Annotated in this window: 16 protein-coding genes; 9 read left to right on the plus strand and 7 right to left on the minus strand. The window is 72.6% G+C overall.

What is annotated here, in order from left to right:
• The first annotated feature begins 90 nt into the window (after window positions 1–90).
• Together KZQ38_RS22230 and KZQ38_RS22235 are read left to right on the plus strand one after the other, a co-directional pair.
• Complete coding sequence (locus tag KZQ38_RS22230; RefSeq protein ID WP_219444139.1) at window positions 91–2,907, plus strand: alpha/beta fold hydrolase; 2,817 nt, start codon at window positions 91–93, stop codon at window positions 2,905–2,907.
• Window positions 2,904–3,842: an ABC transporter permease gene (locus KZQ38_RS22235; RefSeq protein ID WP_219444141.1), complete on the plus strand. Its 939-nt coding sequence runs from the start codon at window positions 2,904–2,906 to the stop codon at window positions 3,840–3,842. Before KZQ38_RS22230 ends, KZQ38_RS22235 begins: the two co-directional genes overlap by 4 nt.
• Before the next feature lie 48 nt (window positions 3,843–3,890).
• On the opposite strand, the gene uvrB is transcribed toward KZQ38_RS22235, so the two are convergent.
• Both uvrB and KZQ38_RS22245 read right to left on the minus strand, forming a co-directional pair.
• Window positions 3,891–6,077: an excinuclease ABC subunit UvrB gene (uvrB, locus tag KZQ38_RS22240; protein WP_257901964.1), complete on the minus strand. Its 2,187-nt coding sequence runs from the start codon at window positions 6,075–6,077 to the stop codon at window positions 3,891–3,893.
• Window positions 6,078–6,095: 18 nt separating this feature from the next.
• Entirely contained in the window at window positions 6,096–7,256 is a 1,161-nt protein-coding gene (locus tag KZQ38_RS22245; RefSeq protein ID WP_219444143.1) for a DUF5685 family protein, read from the minus strand.
• 110 nt (window positions 7,257–7,366) lie between these two features.
• Between KZQ38_RS22245 and KZQ38_RS22250 the strand changes: the two genes are divergently transcribed.
• Together KZQ38_RS22250 and KZQ38_RS22255 are read left to right on the plus strand one after the other, a co-directional pair.
• The gene (locus KZQ38_RS22250) at window positions 7,367–7,921 is read left to right on the plus strand and encodes a ribonuclease FAU-1 family protein (RefSeq protein ID WP_219444649.1); all 555 of its coding nucleotides are present in this window, start codon (window positions 7,367–7,369) and stop codon (window positions 7,919–7,921) included.
• A gap of 83 nt (window positions 7,922–8,004) precedes the next feature.
• Complete coding sequence (locus KZQ38_RS22255; protein ID WP_219444145.1) at window positions 8,005–8,523, plus strand: ribonuclease FAU-1 family protein; 519 nt, start codon at window positions 8,005–8,007, stop codon at window positions 8,521–8,523.
• On the opposite strand, the gene coaE is transcribed toward KZQ38_RS22255, so the two are convergent.
• The 3 genes from coaE to rpsA all read right to left on the minus strand — a co-directional run bounded on the left by coaE (window position 8,499) and on the right by rpsA (window position 12,188).
• On the minus strand, window positions 8,499–9,671 hold the full coding sequence (gene coaE, locus KZQ38_RS22260) for a dephospho-CoA kinase (RefSeq protein WP_219444146.1): 1,173 nt from the start codon (window positions 9,669–9,671) through the stop codon (window positions 8,499–8,501). The two genes, KZQ38_RS22255 and coaE, sit on opposite strands and share 25 nt — an antisense overlap.
• Before the next feature lie 246 nt (window positions 9,672–9,917).
• Window positions 9,918–10,532: a hypothetical protein gene (locus KZQ38_RS22265; protein ID WP_219444147.1), complete on the minus strand. Its 615-nt coding sequence runs from the start codon at window positions 10,530–10,532 to the stop codon at window positions 9,918–9,920.
• Between the two features lie 165 nt (window positions 10,533–10,697).
• The gene (gene rpsA, locus KZQ38_RS22270) at window positions 10,698–12,188 is read right to left on the minus strand and encodes a 30S ribosomal protein S1 (RefSeq protein WP_219444148.1); all 1,491 of its coding nucleotides are present in this window, start codon (window positions 12,186–12,188) and stop codon (window positions 10,698–10,700) included.
• Between the two features lie 204 nt (window positions 12,189–12,392).
• Here rpsA and KZQ38_RS22275 point away from each other — a divergent pair, with 204 nt between their 5' ends.
• From KZQ38_RS22275 to KZQ38_RS22295, 5 genes are all read left to right on the plus strand, one after another.
• A complete protein-coding gene (locus tag KZQ38_RS22275; RefSeq protein ID WP_219444149.1) occupies window positions 12,393–13,223 on the plus strand; it encodes a class I SAM-dependent methyltransferase in 831 nt (276 codons plus the stop codon).
• 9 nt (window positions 13,224–13,232) lie between these two features.
• Window positions 13,233–14,162, plus strand: a complete 930-nt coding sequence (locus KZQ38_RS22280) for a GNAT family N-acetyltransferase (RefSeq protein WP_219444150.1) — start codon at window positions 13,233–13,235, stop codon at window positions 14,160–14,162.
• A gap of 114 nt (window positions 14,163–14,276) precedes the next feature.
• Complete coding sequence (locus KZQ38_RS22285) at window positions 14,277–15,191, plus strand: P-loop NTPase family protein (protein ID WP_219444151.1); 915 nt, start codon at window positions 14,277–14,279, stop codon at window positions 15,189–15,191.
• A complete protein-coding gene (locus tag KZQ38_RS22290; RefSeq protein WP_219444153.1) occupies window positions 15,188–17,083 on the plus strand; it encodes a YhgE/Pip domain-containing protein in 1,896 nt (631 codons plus the stop codon). The genes KZQ38_RS22285 and KZQ38_RS22290 overlap by 4 nt, the downstream gene beginning before the upstream one ends.
• Window positions 17,080–17,670 (plus strand): TetR/AcrR family transcriptional regulator, encoded by a 591-nt coding sequence (locus KZQ38_RS22295; protein WP_219444155.1) that lies wholly within the window; start codon window positions 17,080–17,082, stop codon window positions 17,668–17,670. Before KZQ38_RS22290 ends, KZQ38_RS22295 begins: the two co-directional genes overlap by 4 nt.
• A gap of 16 nt (window positions 17,671–17,686) precedes the next feature.
• On the opposite strand, the gene KZQ38_RS22300 is transcribed toward KZQ38_RS22295, so the two are convergent.
• Together KZQ38_RS22300 and KZQ38_RS22305 are read right to left on the minus strand one after the other, a co-directional pair.
• A complete protein-coding gene (locus KZQ38_RS22300) occupies window positions 17,687–18,295 on the minus strand; it encodes a Rossmann-fold NAD(P)-binding domain-containing protein (RefSeq protein ID WP_219444156.1) in 609 nt (202 codons plus the stop codon).
• Entirely contained in the window at window positions 18,292–18,888 is a 597-nt protein-coding gene (locus tag KZQ38_RS22305; RefSeq protein ID WP_219444157.1) for a P-loop NTPase family protein, read from the minus strand. Before KZQ38_RS22305 ends, KZQ38_RS22300 begins: the two co-directional genes overlap by 4 nt.
• Window positions 18,889–18,923: the final 35 nt, after the last annotated feature.

The following is an 18,923-nucleotide window of genomic DNA, read 5'->3' on the forward strand; positions in this document are numbered from 1 at the left end:
GCGCCCCCCGCTGAGAACCGGCGACCGCGGCGACGCGGTGTTCTCAGCAATTCCGGGCCGGTCGGCCTCCGGACGCCTAAGGTCGTCAGGGTGGCCCCCTCCTCCCGCCCGCGCGGCAGGTGGTCGCTCCTCGCGCTGGTCCTGGTAGTCGCCCTGGTGGGCGTCTTCCTGGTCTGGGCGCGCCAGGACGACGACCCACCCGCCGTCGGCAACCGCGACGCGCTGATAGACGTGCCCGAGAGTCCGGGCAGCGACCGGACGATCCAGCTCGACACGACCCTCTACCTGCCCGAGCGGACGCCCGCGCCGGCCGTCCTGCTGCCGCACGGCTTCGGCGGCAGCAAGGACAGCGTCGCGGGCCAGGCCACCGAACTGGCCCAGCGCGGGTTCGTCGTGCTGGCCTACTCGGCACGCGGGTTCGGCCGCAGCGGCGGCCAGATCGCGTTGAACTCGCTGGACCACGAGGTCCGCGACGCGCAGAAGCTGCTGGACTGGCTCGCCACCCGCGAGGAGGTGACCACGGACGCGGCGGGCGACCCGCGCGTCGGCGTCACGGGCGGCTCGTACGGCGGCGCGCTCGCGTTGTCCCTGGCGGGCGTGGACCGGCGGGTGGACACCATCGCGCCGGTGATGACCTACAACGACCTCGCGCAGGCGCTGCTGCCGAACTCCGGGCGCGTCGACGCCGTGGACACCTCCTCCGCATCGCCCGGCGCGTTCGCCGAGGACGGCGTGTTCAAGCGGTCGTGGGCCGGCCTGCTGTTCGCCGCGGGCGGCGACCTCGCCGACCCGGCGCAGGAGGCGCAGGAACCCGGCCGGCGGCCGGCGGAGACGACCGCGCCCGCGACGCGGCCCGCGGGCGGCGCGCCGCCGGGCGCGGGCGCGTGCGGCCGGTTCCAGGCCGACGTGTGCGCCGCGTACACCGAGGTCGCCACGACCGGGCGGGCGAGCAGGCAGACCCTGGAGGTGCTGCGCCGGGCGTCGCCGGTCGCGGTCACCAACCGGATCAAGCAGCCCACGCTGCTCGTCCAGGGCGAGCAGGACACCCTGTTCGGCCTGGACCAGGCCGACGCCAACGCACGCCAGATCGCCGCGAACGGCGCGCAGGTGAAGGTCGTCTGGTACGCGGGCGGCCACGACGGCGGCTCGCCCGGACCCGAGCTGCGCGCCAAGATCGCCGACTGGATGGCGTTCCACCTCGACGGCAAGGGCGCGGACCCGGGCGTCTCCTTCGAGTACGCGGTGACGGGCGCGTTCCGCAGCAGCGGCGCGCCGTCGTTGCGCACCGTGGTCGCGCCGCACTACCCCGGCCTGCCCGGCGCGGAGCCCATCGACCGGCGGGCCGTGCCGCTGACCGGCGCGGAGCAGACCGTGCTCAACCCGCCCGGCGGCAACCCGGCGGCGGTGAGCAACCTGCCCGGCCTCGGCTCGGCGGTCGCGCGGTCGGGTTCGCTGGCCACGCGGCTGGCGGTGGACGTGCCCGGCCAGGCCGCGGTGTTCAGCAGCGAGCCGTTCACCTCGCAGGTGCTGCTCACCGGCGCGTCCGCGGTGAAGCTGCGGGTCGCGGCGGTGCCCGGCCGACCGGTGCCCGCCGGCGGCGCGGTGCTGTTCGTGAAGCTGTACGACGCGGACGCCAACGGGGTGCGGACGCTGCCCGGTTCCGCGGTCGCGCCGGTGCGCGTGCGCGACCTGCCCGCCGACGGCACGCCGGTCGAGGTGACCGTGACGCTGCCCGGCGCGGTGCGGCCGGTGGAGAGCGACCACCGGCTGCAACTGGTCGTGTCCACCACGGACCAGGCGTACGCGAACGCCACCGAGCCCGCCGCGTACCGGGTGTCGCTGGCGTCGGCCGACCTGTCGGTGCCGGTGGTGCCGGGGGCGAACGCGACCAGCGACGTGCCCACGGGCGCGCTGTGGGGCATCGCGATCGTGCTGCTGGCGTGCGCGATCGCGGCCGTCGTGGCGTGGTTCCGCCGCCGGCTGACCGCCGACGTCGACCCGGAGCTGACCGGCGTGCCGCTGGTGATCTCCGGGCTGACCAAGTCCTACCCCGGCGGGCTGACCGCCGTGCGCGACCTGTCGTTCCGCGTGGAGCACGGCCAGGTGCTGGGCCTGCTCGGCCCGAACGGCGCGGGCAAGACGACCACGCTGCGGATGCTGATGGGCCTGATCCAGCCGAGCGAGGGCGAGATCCGGGTGTTCGGGCACCGGGTGGTGTCCGGCGCGCCGGTGCTGTCGCGCATCGGGTCGTTCGTGGAGGGCTCGGGTTTCCTGCCGCACCTGTCGGGCATCGCGAACCTGGAGCTGTACTGGGCGGCCACCGGGCGGCCCGCGGAGCAGGCGCACTTCGCGGAGGCGCTGGAGATCGCCGGGCTCGGCGACGCGGTGCACCGCCGCGTCCGCACCTACAGCCAGGGCATGCGGCAGCGGCTGGCGATCGCGCAGGCCATGCTGGGCCTGCCGGACCTGCTGGTGCTCGACGAGCCGACCAACGGGCTCGACCCGCCCCAGATCCACCAGATGCGCGACGTGCTGCGGCGGTACGCGGCGGCCGGGCGCACGGTGCTGGTGTCCTCCCACCTGCTCGCCGAGGTCGAGCAGACGTGCAGCCACGTCGTGGTGATGCACAAGGGCACCCTGGTCGCGGCCGGTCCGGTCGAGGAGATCGCGACGGGCGGCGGCGAGGCCAGCTTCCGGGTCGACCGGCCCGAGGAGGCGGCCGAGGTGCTGCGCGGCCTGGCGGGCGTGCGCGACGTGTCGGTGGACGGCGAGCACGTGCACGCCGGGCTCAACGGCACGCCGCGCGCCGAGGCCCTGCAAGCCCTGGTGGCGGCCGGGGTGGCGGTGGACCAGGCCGGTCCGCGCCGCCGGTTGGAAGACGCGTTCCTGGAGTTGGTGGGCGAATGAACAGCACGGGCGACACCGGTGGCGTGCACACCGACCCGGCCGCGGGCGCGGACCTGGCCGACGCCGCCGAGCACGAGGCGTCGACCGTCGCGCCGGACGGGTCGAAGGTCGGCTACCGCGCCGGCCGCACGCTGCCGGTCCGGGTGGAGCTGGTCCGCCAGCTCCGCCGCCGGCGCACCCAGCTCGTGCTGGGCTTCCTGGTGCTGCTGCCGTTCATCCTGGTGGTGGCGTTCGAGCTGGGGCAGGCGTCGCCGAACCGGCGGGCCGGCGGCTTCGTCGACCTGGCCACCGCGAGCGGCGTGAACTTCGTGATCCTCACGTTGTTCGTGAGCGGCAGCTTCCTGCTCCCGATGATCGTGGCGTTGTTCTTCGGCGACACCATCGCGTCCGAGGCGTCGTGGTCGAGCTTGAAGTACCTGCTGGCCGCGCCCGTGCCGCGGCACCGGCTGCTGCGGCAGAAGGCGGTCGCGTCCGGGCTGCTCGCGGTGTTCGCGCTGGTGCTGCTGCCCGCGGTGGCGCTGGGCGTCGGCGTGCTCTGGTACGGGGCGGGCGAGGCGGTCAGCCCGACCGGCGAGGCCGCGTCGTTCGGCTCCGGCGTGTACGGGCTGGCGTTGGCCGTCTGCTACATCTCGGTGCACCTGTTCTGGGTGGCCGGGCTCGCGTTGTTCCTGTCGGTGTCCACCGACGCGCCGCTGGGCGCGGTGGGCGGCGCGGTGCTCGCGTCGATCCTGTCGCAGATCCTGGACCAGATCACGGCCCTGGAAAACCTGCGCGACTACCTGCCGTCGCACTACGCGCTGGCGTGGGTGGACCTGCTGTCGTCCGACGTGGACTGGTCGCAGATGGCGAAGGGCGTGTTCTCGGCGCTCGCCTACGGCGCGTTCTTCACGCTGCTCGCGGCACGCCGGTTCGCCCGCAAGGACATCACGAGCTGACGGCCGCGGCTCACCGGGAGCACCCGCTCCCGGTGAGCCCGCGCCGGCCTACTTGACGCCGGCGGCGTCCATGCCGCGCAGCTCCTTCTTCAGGTCCTGGATCTCGTCGCGCAGCCGGGCCGCCAGCTCGAACTGGAGTTCCCGCGCCGCGTTCATCATCTGGTCGGTGAGCTGCTGCACGAGGTCCGCCAGCTCGGACCGGGCCATGGTCCCGGTGGCGCGGTCGGCCAGCACGCCGGAGCTGCGACCGCTCGCGCCGGGGTCGCCGGTCGGCTTCTTGCCGCGCGAGGCGTTGCGGCCGGAGCCGCCCGGTTCCAGGGTGTCCTCGGCCTCCGCGTACACCTGCTCCAGGATGTCGGTGATCTTCTTGCGCAGCGGCTGCGGGTCGAGGCCGCGCTCCTCGTTGTAGGCGATCTGCTTGGCCCGCCTGCGGTTGGTCTCGTCGATCGCGTGCCGCATCGAGTCGGTGATCCGGTCGGCGTACATGTGGACCTCGCCGGACACGTTGCGCGCCGCGCGGCCGATGGTCTGGATCAACGACGTGCCGGACCGGAGGAAGCCCTCCTTGTCGGCGTCCAGGATGGACACCAGCGACACCTCGGGCAGGTCCAGGCCCTCGCGCAGCAGGTTGATGCCGATCAGCACGTCGAACTCGCCCAGCCGGAGCTGCCGCAGCAGCTCGACCCGCCGCAGCGTGTCGACCTCGGAGTGCAGGTAGCGGACCCGGATGCCCAGCTCCAGCAGGTAGTCGGTGAGGTCCTCGGCCATCTTCTTGGTCAGCGTGGTGACCAGCACGCGCTCGTCGCGCTCGGCCCGCACGCGGATCTCGTGCACCAGGTCGTCGATCTGGCCCTCGGTGGGCTTGACCACGACCTCCGGGTCCACCAGGCCGGTGGGCCGGATGACCTGCTCCACGAACTCGCCGCCCGCCTGGCCCATCTCGTACGGGCCGGGCGTCGCCGACAGGTACACCGTCTGCCCGATCCGGTCGGCGAACTCCTCCCACGTCAGCGGCCGGTTGTCCAGGGCGCTGGGCAGGCGGAAGCCGTGCTCCACGAGGTTGCGCTTGCGTGACGCGTCGCCCTCGTACATGCCGCCGATCTGCGGCACGGTCACGTGCGACTCGTCGATCACCAGCAGGAAGTCGTCCGGGAAGTAGTCGATCAGGGTCGCGGGCGCGGTGCCCGCGCCGCGGTCGTCGATGTGCCGCGAGTAGTTCTCGATGCCCGAGCAGAACCCGACCTGGCGCATCATCTCGATGTCGTAGGTGGTGCGCATCCGCAACCGCTGCGCCTCCAGCAGCTTGCCCTGCCGCTCCAGCCGCGCGAGCTGGTCGGCCAGCTCCGCCTCGATGCCCCGGATCGCCTTCTCCATCCGCTCCGGGCCCGCCACGTAGTGCGTCGCCGGGAAGATGCGCAGCTCGTCCACCTCCTTCACCACGTCACCGGTGAGCGGGTGGAGGTAGTAGAGCTTGTCGATCTCGTCGCCGAAGAACTCGACGCGCACCGCCAGCTCCTCGTACGCCGGGATGATCTCCACGGTGTCGCCGCGCACCCGGAACGTGCCGCGGTTGAACGCCACGTCGTTGCGCGCGTACTGCACGTCGACCAGGGCGCGCAGCAGCAGGTCGCGCTCGATCTCCCCGCCGACCTCCAGGTGGATCGACCGGTCCAGGTAGGACTGCGGCGTGCCCAGGCCGTAGATGCACGAGACGGACGCCACCACGATGACGTCCCGCCGGGTCAGCAGGCTCATGGTGGCCGAGTGGCGCAGCCGCTCCACGTCCTCGTTGATCGAGGAGTCCTTCTCGATGTAGGTGTCGGTCTGCGGGATGTACGCCTCGGGCTGGTAGTAGTCGTAGTAGCTCACGAAGTATTCGACGGCGTTCTCCGGGAAGAACTCCTTCAGCTCGTTCGCGAGCTGCGCGGCCAGCGTCTTGTTGGGCGCCATCACCAGCGTGGGTCGTTGCAGCTTCTCCACCAGCCAGGCCGTCGTGGCCGACTTGCCGGTGCCGGTCGCGCCGAGCAGCACGACGTCCTTCTCGCCACCGCGCACGCGCCGCTCCAGCTCGGCGATCGCGGCCGGCTGGTCACCCGCGGGCTGGTACTCGCTGACCACGCGGAACTGCCCGTCGGTGCGGGGGATGTCGCCGACGGGGCGGTGCGCCGAGTGCGCCTTGACCGGGATCTCGGTTGGGAAAGCCACGGTGACGACGGTACGCCCCGGGTACGACATTTTCCGGAACGGGCCAGGTCAACCGCAGTCGCAGCAGTCACAGCACCCGTCGCCGCGACCACCGCCGCCACCCCGGCCGGAGCCGCAGCAGTCACAGCAGTCACAGCTGTCGGAGCAGTCGCACGAGGAACGCCACTCACCGCTGCACGGGCCCGGGTACGGGTCGCGGCAGCAGAACTGGCAGGTGCCGCACTGGTAGAAGAACGCGAGGCAGCCCAGCAGCGGCCCGCGCCGGGTCGGCGGGTGCGTCAGCCGGGGCCAGGCCCACAGCCCCGAGCCCGGGCCGGGCCCCTTGCCGCGCCGGTCCCACCGGGTCGGCCGCGGCTCCTCGCCGTGCTCGGCGAACGCCCGCCGCACCGCCTCGCGGACCTCGTGCACGAGCAGCGCGTGCACCAGCCGGTCGTCCGCGAACTCGACCTCCCGCAACGCCAGTTCCACGCCCAGCGCCGCGTCGTCGCACAACCGCCGCGCCTCCGCCATCGACGTGCCGGTGGCGGCCAGCGGGTTCCACGCGCCGGCGGCCCGGTCCTCCGCGAAGTCCTCCACGGCGTCCACGAGGTGCGCCAGCCGCCCGAACAGCCGCCCCACCTCGCGCAGCGGCTCGACGTTGCCCGGTCGCCCGGCGAGCACCGCCGTCCGCGCCACCGCCTCACCACTGGCCGTCTCCGTCGGCTCGGTCACCGCGAGCACGGACGAGCCCGGGACCACCGCCGCCTCGACCTCCGCCTGCCGCCGCACCGCCGTCACCAGCACGCCCGTGTCGAAGCCCAGGTCGCCGCCGGTCTCCCCGGCCTGCCGGGCCCACCGCCGCGCCACCTGCCTGCCGAGGCCGCGCACCGGGGCGTGGCTGAACGCGCCGTCCCGGTCGTCCACGTGGTCGCCGACCTTCGCCGACGCGAGCACGAGCGACACGGTCGCCGCCAACCGGGCTCCCGCGCCCACCGCGACGTCCGCGCCCTTCATGCCACGCAACGCGCACGGCCCCGCGGCACGCCGCGAGGGCGCCGTCTGGGCCTCCACCAGGGCGGAGATCACCAGCCCGTCGTAGTTCGTCACCACCCGCGCCAACTGGCCGTGGTCGTCGCGCAACGCCAGGCACAGCCCGCAGAGGTGGGCGAGCCACGATTCACGCAGGTCCACGCTCAATCGGTGGCCGCACGGGCGGAGGATGCCGAACATGGCGGAAGAGTAAGGGATCGTCATACTTACGGGTGACAGTTTCGAGTGTTCGGCGGGTACCGGTGCCTATGGTGCGCATCGTGACGCCGAGCGCGGCAGGGATCGACCAGATGCACATCCACCCGCCGAAGATCGAGTATTTCGACCTGGACGCCAAGTGCAACACCGACCCCAAGGGCCACCTGCGGGGCGTCGAGGAGTTCCGGCTGACCCGCGCCGGCCTGTACATGGCCAGGCCCGTGCCGGGTCACCCGCAGCTCGCGCACTTCGAGTCGTGGCTGCTGCCCGCCCACGGCCTGCGCGTCACCCGCCAGTCGTGGCACCCGGGGCACGAGCGCGACTACGACCTCTACGTGGACGTGGTGGAGATCAGCTCCAGCGGTTCGGTGTGGAAGACGGTGGACCTCTACCTGGACCTCATCGTGCGCACCGGGCGCAGCGTCACCGTGCTGGACACGGACGAACTGCTGGCGGCCCTCGAACGGGGGCTCATCCAGCCGGAGCGCGCGCAGTGGGCGTTGGAAACGACCTACCGCGCCGTGTCCGGCATTTCCGCGCACGGGCACGACGCGGTCCGTTGGCTGGCGTCCCAGGGCACCGTCACGACCTGGCGACGGGGCCAGGACCCGCCGGTCAACCGCCATCCGAGGCCGTTCACCGGATAGAGACCTGTACACCCACAGACCGTGATGTAACAAATCGACCCGCAGAGTTACGGACTGCACACCAACGGCTACCCTCGGGTCGCGTGGGAGCGGTCATCACACCTCAACTGGTCGACGTGGTCGACACCGTCAGCGCGGTACGCAACTACTCCTCGGGCACTTCCCGGCGGCTCACGACGTGCCGGGTGGAGCACTGGGGGCTGCGCATGGAGTGCCCCACGCCGGAGGACCCGTTCTCCGATTCCGAGGTCACGTGGCTGCTGCCGGACCTCGGCCTGCGACTCACCCACCACCGCCCCCGGTCGAGGCACGCGCGCAGCGGGCCGAGCGTGCTCACCGCCGTCCGGGTGCAGCGCGACGTGCGGTCGTGGCGCACCACGGACCTGCTGCTCGGCCTGGCGGTGCCGGGCGGGACCACGGCGCGCATCGTCCGCTCGGAGGAGTTCGCCGCCGCCGTCGCGGGCCGCGTCCTCAACCCGGGTGACGCCGACCAGGCGCTGCGCACCGTGCACCGGACCCTGGAGGAGATCAGCCTGCACCGCCACGACCTGGCCGCCTGGCTGACCCACCGCGGCATCTACGACGCCTGGCCGTCCCTGTAGAACGCCGCCATCCGCCCCACAGCGGCAGCCATCCACGGCTCCTTGGCGTCACCGTAGGCGAACCCCTCCGCGTCGCCCGCGTGGGCGCGTGACAGCCGCAGCTTGACCTCCTCGTACTCGCGGCGGGCCGCCTCGTCGACCCGCAGCCAGTCCCGGAACCGCAACGCCCAGTCCCACCCGGGCCCGCCTTCCACGCGGAGGTGCAGGTTGACCCGGCGAGCCGGGTCCGTGCCCGCGTGCAACCGCTTGCCCCAGTCCGCCGGGTCGCCGTACTTGACGGTGTCGTGGCCGACCCCCAACGCCGGGAACCCGGCCGCCGCGAGCGCTTCGGCCAGTTCGTCCGCCTCCTCCAGCGACGACACGCCCAACTGGAAGTCGAGCACGTCCTTCGCCGCCAGCCCCGGCACGGCCGTGGACCCGATGTGCTCGACCCGCCGCTGCCCGGCGGCGAACGCGATCCGCCGCCCGATCCGTTCCGCCTGCGCGGGCCAAGTCGGGTCGTACGGCACGACCTTCGGCGGTCCACCGGCATAACGCCGCAACCGCACGTTGGCCTCGTACGGCGTCAACCGCTCCGCCCACAGCTCGTCGACCCGCGCCAACAGCTGGTCGGGCGCACCCGAGTTGTCCAACCAGACATCAGCCACCGCCCGCCGGGCGACGTCATCAGCCTGCTTGGCCATCCGGTTGCGCGCGTCCTCCTCCCCCAAGCCACGCAGCACGAGCCGTTCCAACCGCACGGACTCGGGCGCGTGCACGATCAGCACGAGGTGGTACATCGGCGCCAACCCGTTCTCCACGAGCAACGGCACATCGTGGACGACAACGGCATCATCCGCAGCCGACTCGACCAACTCAGCCGTACGAGCAGCGATCTTGGGATGGGTGATCCCGTTCAACACCGCCCGAGCCCCGTCATCACTGAACACGAGGGCAGCAAGCGCACCACGGTCCAGAGCACCGGACGACGGGTCGAGCACCCCGTCACCAAACGCGGAAACGATCTCCGCCAACCCAGGAGTCCCCGGCGCGACCACCTCCCGCGCCAACCGATCGGCATCGACCACAACAGCCCCGAGATCAGCAAGCCGCTTGGCCACAGTCGACTTACCGGACCCAATGCCCCCCGAGAGGCCCACACGCAACATGCATCAAGTCCACCACAAACACCCACCCCGCTGCGTGTCATCCCCGTATGGCCTGCGCGCCAGCGAACCGCGCTTCGCCAGGGAGGGCAAGCACGCTCTTCGCTTGCCCTCCCTGGCGAAGGGTGGTTGTCTTGACCAGGCCATACGGGGATGACACGCAGCCCGCTCTTCGTCATCCTTGGCGGTCTGCCAAGCGGCGAGCGTCGCTCTTAAACCCCGCTCTCGAACCCCCGCGCGAAGCCTTCTTCAGGACCCTTCAACCGGCGTCATGCTCTGCACCGCCAACGCCGTGAGGAACGCGGTCATCCGGTCGTCCGGGGCGTACCCGACCTTGGCACGGGCGACGAACGTCGTCTTGCCCAGCACCCCGACCAACAACCGCTCCCCCGCGGTGCTGATCAACACGCCCTTCTGCCGCCCGACGTCGACCTCCGCCGCCGTCGCGCCTTCCTGCTTCTCCGCCTCCACGCCGGCCGAGACCCTCTCCCGCGCGGACGCCTCGTCGCCGTACTTCGCCAACCCGACGATCAGCGGCGCGGCCGTGAACGACTGGTTCTCCCCCACGTCGTAGTAGCAGTCGACCTTCGCGGTACGCGCGATGGAGGGCTCCGGCACCCCGATGATCGTGGTCACCTGGCCGGGCACCGCACGCCCGAGGTGCTTGCCGACGACCTCCACCGGCACGATCAACTCGCAGTCCTCGGGCAGGTCCCGATCAACCATGACCGGTGTCCGGACAACCGTCGTGGACGTCAGGATGGTGGGGATCGCGGGCGCTTGCAGCGCGGGCTTGGGCGCGGACGCGCAGCCTCCCAGCACCACGGCCACCACGGCCGCCGAAACCGTTGCGCCACCGAGCATCCGCACACCCATAGGGGTACCGACTTTAGCGCATTCCAACCACGTTGGACCGGCTCTCTCACAGCCACTCAGCACTCGGCCACTCAGCCGGCACGGCCCCGCCCCAAGGCAAAGGCCCCGCACCCGTTTCCCGGGTACGGGGCCTCAGCCCTTCACTTACTCAGCTCACGCGCCACCGGAGAGCTTCTCGCGGAGCGCCGCGAGCTGCTCGTCACTGGCGAGCGTGCCGCCGGCCTGGGCCGGGGCGCCGCTGGACGCGGCCGCCGGGGCGTCGCCGCCGGAGGAGTAGTTGGTCTCCCCCGCCGCCTCTTCCTCGGCCGCCGCCGCCTTCGCGACCTGCTTCATGTGGGCCTCGTAGCGCGTGTGGGCCTCGGCGTACTGCCGCTCCCACTCCTCGCGCTGCTTGTCGAAGCCTTCCTGCCACTCCTGGGTCTCCGGGTCGAAGCCCTCGGGGTAGATGTAGTTGCCCTGGTCGTCGTACTCGGCGGCCATGCCGTACTGGGTCGGGTCGAACTCGGAGTCGACCGTGAAGCCCTCGTTGGCCTGCTTGAGCGACAGCGAGATCCGCCGGCGGTCGAGGTCGATGTCGATGACCTTGACCATGACGTCGTCGCCGACCTGGACGACCTGCTCCGGGATCTCCACGTGGCGCTCGGCCAGCTCGGAGATGTGGACCAGGCCCTCGATGCCCTCGTCCACGCGGACGAACGCACCGAACGGAACCAGCTTGGTGACCTTGCCCGGCACGATCTGGCCGATCGCGTGGGTCCGGGCGAACTGGCGCCACGGGTCTTCCTGGGTCGCCTTCAGGGACAGCGAGACGCGCTCGCGCTCCATGTCGACGTCCAGGACCTCGACCGTGACCTCCTGGCCGACCTCGACGACCTCGGACGGGTGGTCGATGTGCTTCCAGGACAGCTCGGAGACGTGCACCAGGCCGTCCACGCCACCCAGGTCCACGAAGGCGCCGAAGTTGACGATGGAGGACACGACGCCCTTGCGGACCTGGCCCTTCTGGAGCTGGTTGAGGAACTCGCTGCGCACCTCGGACTGGGTCTGCTCCAGCCAGGCGCGGCGGGACAGGACCACGTTGTTGCGGTTCTTGTCCAGCTCGATGATCTTCGCTTCCAGCTCACGGCCGACGTACGGCTGGAGGTCGCGCACGCGCCGCATCTCGACCAGCGAGGCGGGGAGGAAGCCGCGGAGGCCGATGTCGAGGATCAGGCCGCCCTTGACGACCTCGATGACCGTGCCGCGGACCGGCTCGTCCTTCTCCTTGAGGGCCTCGATGGTGCCCCAGGCGCGCTCGTACTGGGCGCGCTTCTTGGAGAGGATCAGCCGACCTTCCTTGTCCTCCTTCTGGAGAACCAGGGCCTCGACCTCGTCACCGACCTTGACGACCTCGTTCGGGTCGACGTCGTGCTTGATCGACAACTCGCGCGAGGGGATGACGCCCTCGGTCTTGTAGCCGATGTCGAGCAGGACCTCGTCCCGGTCGACCTTGACGATGGTGCCCTCGACGATATCGCCATCGTTGAAGTACTTGATGGTCTTGTCGATGGCGGCGAGGAAGTCCTCCTCCGTCCCGATATCGTTGATAGCGATCTGCTGCTTCGGCGCGGTGGCAGCCGGGACAGTGGTGGTGTCGGTGGACATTAGGTAGGTGGCTCCGGTACGGATTGGGGTTGTCTGGCCTATGGGTGCAACGCTGCGCGGGAGGCAAGGCTTCCCCCGACGACCGATCCCTTGGCGTGCACACCGATCATGGGCAGCGCGAACCCACTACGCGGGCGGTATCGTACGCGGCCCGGCGACCGCCGGGCAAACCGGTCCGCCCCGCGTTAACCCTGAAGGAGCAGTGTGTCCGACCAGCACGCGAGCGCGGAACGCGCGCTCGGCACCACCGGGATCGCCCAGCGGGACGCGGACGCGGCGGAGTCCAGGGCGGCGAACCGGGTGTGGTGGGACGCGGACGCCGACGACTACCACGCCGAGCACGGGGGGTTCCTCGGCGCGGCGGACTTCGTGTGGTGCCCGGAGGGGGTCCGGGAGGAGGACGTCCGGTTCCTCGGCGCCGTCGAGGGCCGCCGGGTGCTGGAGGTCGGGTGTGGTTCGGCGCCCTGTTCCCGCTGGTTGCGGGCTCGCGGCGCGGAGCCGGTCGCACTCGACATCTCCGCCGGGATGCTCCGGCACGCGGTCGCGGGCAACGCGGCGACGGGCCTGGCCGTGCCGCTGGTGCAGGCCAGCGCCGACCAGCTCCCGTTCGCCGACGGGAGCTTCGACGCGGCGTGCTCGGCGTTCGGCGGGGTGCCGTTCGTGGCGGACGTGGGCGAGGTGTTCCGGGAGGTGGCCCGGGTGCTCCGGCCCGGCGCGCCGTGGGTTTTCTCCGTGACTCACCCGATCAGGTGGATTTTTCCCGACGATCCGGGGCCGAACGGACTCACCGTGACCCAGTCGTACTTCGACCGGACTCCGTACGTGGAGGTCGATGACACCGGTCGGGCGACGTACGTGGAGCACCACCGGACGCTGGGCGACTACGTGCGGGCGCTGGTGGCCGCGGGGTTCGAGTTGCTGGACGTGGTGGAGCCGGAGTGGCCCGCCGGGCACACCCGGACGTGGGGCCAGTGGAGCCCGCTGCGGGGCCGGCTGTTCCCCGGCACCGCGATTCTGCGGACGCGCAGGCCGTAACCTGCCCGCATGACCGTCAGTCGGGGGCTGGTGGAGGCGCAGAGCGCGCGTTTCGCGGGTGTGGACCCGCTGCTGCCCGCGGTGGTGCCGCCGCCGGACGGCGACGTGATCACCGCGGCGCTGCCGGACGGGACGCGTGTCGCGGGCGTGGTGCGGCGGCAGGTGCACGACCGGATGTCGGCGGCGCGGCTGTGGTCGGCGACCGAGGTGTGGGAGCTGACGCCGCTGCTGGGCGGCGCGGGCGCGGCCGGGATGGACGCGCTGCTGCGCGCGTGGCGGCGGTGGCTGGACCGGGCGGGTCCCGCGGAGAGCGATTCGGCGTGCGTGCTGACCTGGCCGAGCCGGGACGTGGCGGCCGGGCGGGCGCTGCTGGACCACGGCCTGGTGCCGCTGTCGGTGATCGCCGTGCGGACCGGGTCGCCGGTGGCGGCGGCCGGCCCCGGCGCGTTCGCGATCCGCCGCGCCACGCCCGCCGACCTGGACGCCGTGCTGGCGCTCGCGCTGCTGGAGCTGCGTTACTCGGCCATGGTCGGCTCCACGGTCGACCGGCCGGAGGCGGCGGCGCTCAAGCGGCGGGCGCTGGCGGAGCGGCTGGCCGCGGGCGGTCCGGCGTGGCTGGCCGAGCGGGACGGGATCGCGGTGGCGCTGGCGGAGTGCGCGCTGGTCACGTCCGAGCCCGGGAACTGGACGTCGACGCGGCTGCCGCCGGGCCGCTGGGGCTACGTGAACTGCGTCTCGGTGCTGCCGGGCGCGCGTGGCGCGGGCATCGGGCAGCAGCTCATGGCCCATGCGCACCGCGAGCTGCACCGGCTGGGCACGGTCGGCACCTACCTCTACTACAACCCGCCGAACCCGCTTTCCTCGGTGTTCTGGCCGCGACAGGGCTATCGTCCACTGTGGACCGCGTGGGAGGTCCGCCCCGCCGGGGCCCTGCGGTAGCGGCACGCCGTGCGCGGCGCGCCCCGCCGCGGATCACAACACCTCCGGTTGCGGGTCGGCCGCCCCTACGCCACTATTTGGACTGACCAGTCAGTTCAAAGAGGGGGTTCCGCCGTGGAGATCCACGCCCAGCGCGTCGGCGTCGCCGGGCCGCACGGCCCGCTGCTCAAGCCGACCAGCCTGCGCGTGCCGCCGGGCGAACTGCTCGTCGTGGCGGGCCCGCCCGACACGGGGCAGACCGCCCTCGGCCTGGTGTTGTCCGGGCGGCTGCGCCCCAGCTCCGGCGAGGTCACGCCGAGCGCGGGCGAGCTGCGCGAGCACGTCGTGCTGGTGGACTCGCCCGGCGTGAACGAGCCCGAGGGGTCGCTGTCGCTGGGCGCCGTGGTCGGCGAGGAGCTGGCTATGAACGGGCAGCGCAGCGGGCGCAAGGCCGTGGCCGACTGGCTGGTGGACCGCGGCGCGGACGAGCACCTCAACACCCGCTACGAGTACGTGCCCGCCGACGTGCGGTGCGCGGTCATGCTGGAGCTGGCCGCCGAGCGGCCCGGTGCGCGGGTGCTCGTCGTGGACACGCCCGACCGCTACCACGACGACCCCGCCGAGTGGCTGCGGCTCGCCGGTGAGCGGGTCACGCCGGACCTCTCCGTGGTCGTCCTCTGCACCACCACGTCCGCCGAGCTGCTGGGCGTGCCGGTGGCGCGGATCGGCACGGACAACTCCGCTCCCGCCGAGCCGGACCACGCGCCCAAGCACGCCCGGCCGGCGGAGGCAACGCAGCCCGCGTTCGCCCCGGTGTCGGGTGTCTTCGACGCCACCAGCCCGCACGCTCCGCCCACCGGGCGACCCACCCCACCGGAGGCCACCCCACCGGAGGCCACCCCACCGGAGGCCACCCCGCAGACCTCGCCGGCGCCACCCACCGGCGCCTCCCCGGCGAGGCCGACCGACCAGCCCACCGCGAAGACCGACCCGCCGAAGCCGGACACCCCACCGGGCCCGGACAACCACTCCCCCGAGGAGCCCGCGTGACCGCCCTGCGCATGGCGTTCAACGAACTGCGCCGCATCACCTCCGGGAAGCTGCCCAAGCTCGCCGTCCTGGCCCTGTGCCTGGTCCCGCTGCTGTACGCCGCCCTGTACCTGTACGCGAACAAGGACCCGTACGCGAACCTCGGCCAGGTGCCCGCGGCCCTCGTGGTGGAGGACAAGGGCGCGACCGCGAGCGACGGCACCACCAAGAACGCGGGCCAGGAGGTCGCCGACGAGCTGCTGTCCGGGCGGAAGTTCGACTGGCACCGGGTGAACGCCCGGGACGCGGAGGACGGCGTCCGCAACGGCACCTACACGTTCGCGCTGACCCTGCCGGAGGACTTCTCCGCGGCGCTGCTCTCGCCCAGCGAGTTCAAGCCCCGCCAGGGCGTCATCACGCTGACCACCAACGACGCGAACAACTACCTCGGCTCCACCATCGCGAACCAGGTGGTGACGGAGGTGCGGCGCTCGGTGTCGGTGAAGGTCGGCGCGCAGGCGGCGGACAAGCTGCTGCTGGGCTTCTCCACCATCCACGAGAAGACGGCGGAGGCCGCGGACGGCGCGACGAAGCTCGCCGCCGGCCAGCAGGACGCGCTCGACGGCGCGCAGAAGCTGGCGGACGGCGCGGCGCCGCTCGCCGACGGCGCGGCGCAGGTGTCGGACGGCCTGCGCCAGCTCCGCGACCAGACCAAGGACCTGCCGGCGAAGTCGCAGCAGCTCGCGGACGGGGCGCGGCAGGTCGCCGACGGCAACGAGGCGCTCGCCCGGACCGCGGAGGGGTACGCGGGCAAGGCGCAGACCCTGGCCAACCGGCTCGACCAGTTCAACACCGACGTCGCGAACCGGCTGCGGGCCGCGGGCATCCCCGAGGAGGACGTGCAGCGCGTGATGCAGGGCCTCGGCGACGCGCGCGCCCCGCTCGACGACGCCAACAGCAAGGTGCAGGGCGCCACCGCGCAGCTCCGGACGCTGGCGAACGGCGCGCGGCAGGTCGCCGACGGCAACGCCCAGCTCGCCGGGTCCACGCCGGCGCTGGCCGACGCGATCACCCGCCTGAACGACGGCGCGAAGCAGGTCGCGGACGGCAGCGCCCAGCTCCGCGACGGCGCGGTGGCACTGCGGGACGGCGAGAAGCAGCTCGTGGACGGCTCGAACCAGTTGCGGGACGGCCTCAACGAGGGCCTCCAGCAGATACCCAACCCCGACGACCCGACCCGCGAGTCGACCGCGGGCACCATCGGCGACCCGGTGAACGTGCACGGCGTCAGCCAGACGGAGGCGGGCAGCTACGGCGCGGGCCTGGCGCCGTTCTTCCTCGGCCTGGCCACCTGGATCGGCGCGTTCGTGCTGTTCCTGCTGCTCAAGCCGCTGTCGCGCCGCGGGCTCGCGGCCGGGCAGAACGCGTTGCGGGTGGCGTTGGGCGGCTGGCTGCCCGGTGTGCTGCTGGGCGTGGCGCAGGTGGTGATCATGTTCGCCGTGGTGACGCTGGTGGTCGGCATCCACCCCACGCACACGTGGGGCTCGCTCGGCTTCCTGCTGCTCATGTCGGCGACGTTCGTGGCGCTCCTGCACGCGTTGAACGCGCTGCTCGGCGCGGTCGGCAAGTTCATCGGCCTGGTGCTGCTGATCCTCCAGCTGGTCAGCGCGGGCGGCACGTTCCCGTGGCAGACCATCCCCCACCCGCTCTACCCGCTGCACTTCGGGTTGCCGATGGGATACGCGGTCGACGGCCTGCGGCACCTGATGTACGGCGGCCCGCTGGGCAGCGTGGGCAAGGACGCGTTGATCCTGGCCGCCTACCTCGTCGGCTCCCTTGCCTTGTCGACGTTCGCCGCGTACAAGCAGCGGGTGTGGACCCCGTCTCGCCTCAAGCCCGAGTTGGTGCTGTGACCGCCGCGCGCGCCGGCCGCACGGCCTCCTCCAAGCAGAAGCTGTTCGACGCCGCGCTCAAGCTGGTCGGCGAGCGCGGCGCGGCGAGCGTCACGGTGGACGAGATCGCCGCCGAGGCCGGTGTCGCGAAGGGCACCGTCTACTACAACTTCGCCAGCAAGGACGCCCTCGTCGACGCCCTGCTGCGGCACGGCGTGGAGCTGCTGGCCACGCGGTTGCGGGAGGCCGAGCGCGAGGCGGACACCGAGCGGGCGCTGGAGTCCCTGGTGGACGGGGTGCTCGGGTTCTTCGGCGAGTACCCGGCGTTCGGCCAGCTCCTGGTGAGCGAGCTGTGGCGGACGCCGGGCCAGTGGCACGGCACGCTCAGCCTGCTGCGTGACGACATCGTGTCCATCCTGCGCGGCCAGATGCAGCGGCTGTCCGCCGAGGGCGGGCTGCCCGAGGGCGTGCAGGTGGGCACCGCGTCGGCGGCGTTGTTCGGCACGCTGCTGGTGGTCGCCCTGGACTGGCAGGTGTTCCAGCCGGAGCGGACGCTCGCCGAGGTGCGCGAGGCGGTGCTCCTCCTGGTGCGCGGCCTCCGGCCCTGACCCGGCCCCCGGAACCTCAGAACCGCGCCGCCCACGTGTCGACGTCGCCCACCTGGTGCACGGACGGCGCCTTGCCCTCCACCGCCCGCCGCACCGCCGCCAGCACCCCCACCGACGCCTCCTCGTGGCTGAGCCAGCGGGTGCCCCGGCCGTGCCGCACGATGCCGAGCACCACCTGCTGGGTCGGGTGGCCGGGCAGCACCGGGTCGGGCAGGCCGTGCCGGGAGCTGATGCCGCTGCTGTCGTGCACCTCCACGACGGGCGCGTCGGGCGCGAGCAGCGGCGCGACCGCGCGCAGCACCGGTTCGCGGTAACTGGGGTGCACCCAGGCCACCAGCAGGTCGGCGGGCGCGGCGAGCACCTCGCGCACGCGTTCGGCCAGCTCGTCGGGACGCGCCCAGTCGGCACGCACCCACCGGCCGCCCTCGGCCGCGGCCTGCGAGTCCGCCTCGGTCCGCGACTGCGGCACCTGCCCCGGCCGACCGAGCGCCGCGCGGGCGGCCGTGCCCGCGCGCGGCGGTCTGCGGGAGGGCAGGACGACCTGCCAGCCCTGCGCGAGCAGTTCGTCCGCGCACCCCTTCAGCATCCCGGTGCCACCCAGCACCAGCGCCGTCCGCCCGCTCATCGCACCGACTCCTCGCCCCGCTCCGCCGCGCGCCGGAGGGGCCCGGCACGCCACTGGTCGACCTCACGCTGCCCGCGCAGCCGGACCACCGCCACCCGGGCGCCGTGCTCGCCCGCCAGGACCGCCGCGATCCGCCGGCGGGTGTGGTCGTGGGAACGCCACGCCCACCGCAACAGATGTTCCCGGTCCGTGAAGACCGTGTGGAGGGGTGGCTCGACGTTGCCATTCCACAGTTCCTGCCGACGCACGCGGCGGAGCACGGTGCGCACCACCACCCGGCGCAACGCGGTGCGCCGCGGGTGGTCCAGCCAGACCAGCGTGTCGGCGTGCGCCAGCAGCAGCGGTCGGACCGCCGTGTACTGCCACTCGGTGGCCCACGTCGCGCGCCGGACCAGGTCCCGGACGTCGGCCTCGAACTCGGGGCGCGGCGTCCACCGTGGACCGTGGAACAACGAGTCCATCTCCACATAGGACAGGCCGAGCACGGCCGCGACGCTCCTGGCCATCGTGGACTTGCCCGCGCCGGAGGTGCCCGCGACCAGCACCCGCCGCGGCGGGTGCGGCAACTCGTCGGTAGGTCCTAACAGCGGCACCGGGCAAGGCTACCGTCGTGCCGCAAGCCCCTCGC

This window comes from Saccharothrix obliqua (assembly GCF_019375475.1).
Classification (GTDB): domain Bacteria; phylum Actinomycetota; class Actinomycetes; order Mycobacteriales; family Pseudonocardiaceae; genus Actinosynnema; species Actinosynnema obliqua.

What these genes read in the sequence shown, in the direction of transcription:
- KZQ38_RS22235 (WP_219444141.1), top strand. Translation starts at nt 2,904, where the DNA reads ATGAACAGCACGGGCGACACCGGTGGCGTGCACACCGACCCGGCCGCG.
- uvrB (WP_257901964.1), bottom strand. Translation starts at nt 6,077, where the DNA reads ATGTCGTACCCGGGGCGTACCGTCGTCACCGTGGCTTTCCCAACCGAG.
- KZQ38_RS22245 (WP_219444143.1), bottom strand. Translation starts at nt 7,256, where the DNA reads ATGTTCGGCATCCTCCGCCCGTGCGGCCACCGATTGAGCGTGGACCTG.
- KZQ38_RS22250 (WP_219444649.1), top strand. Translation starts at nt 7,367, where the DNA reads ATGCACATCCACCCGCCGAAGATCGAGTATTTCGACCTGGACGCCAAG.
- coaE (WP_219444146.1), bottom strand. Translation starts at nt 9,671, where the DNA reads ATGTTGCGTGTGGGCCTCTCGGGGGGCATTGGGTCCGGTAAGTCGACT.
- KZQ38_RS22265 (WP_219444147.1), bottom strand. Translation starts at nt 10,532, where the DNA reads ATGCTCGGTGGCGCAACGGTTTCGGCGGCCGTGGTGGCCGTGGTGCTG.
- rpsA (WP_219444148.1), bottom strand. Translation starts at nt 12,188, where the DNA reads ATGTCCACCGACACCACCACTGTCCCGGCTGCCACCGCGCCGAAGCAG.
- KZQ38_RS22280 (WP_219444150.1), top strand. Translation starts at nt 13,233, where the DNA reads ATGACCGTCAGTCGGGGGCTGGTGGAGGCGCAGAGCGCGCGTTTCGCG.
- KZQ38_RS22300 (WP_219444156.1), bottom strand. Translation starts at nt 18,295, where the DNA reads ATGAGCGGGCGGACGGCGCTGGTGCTGGGTGGCACCGGGATGCTGAAG.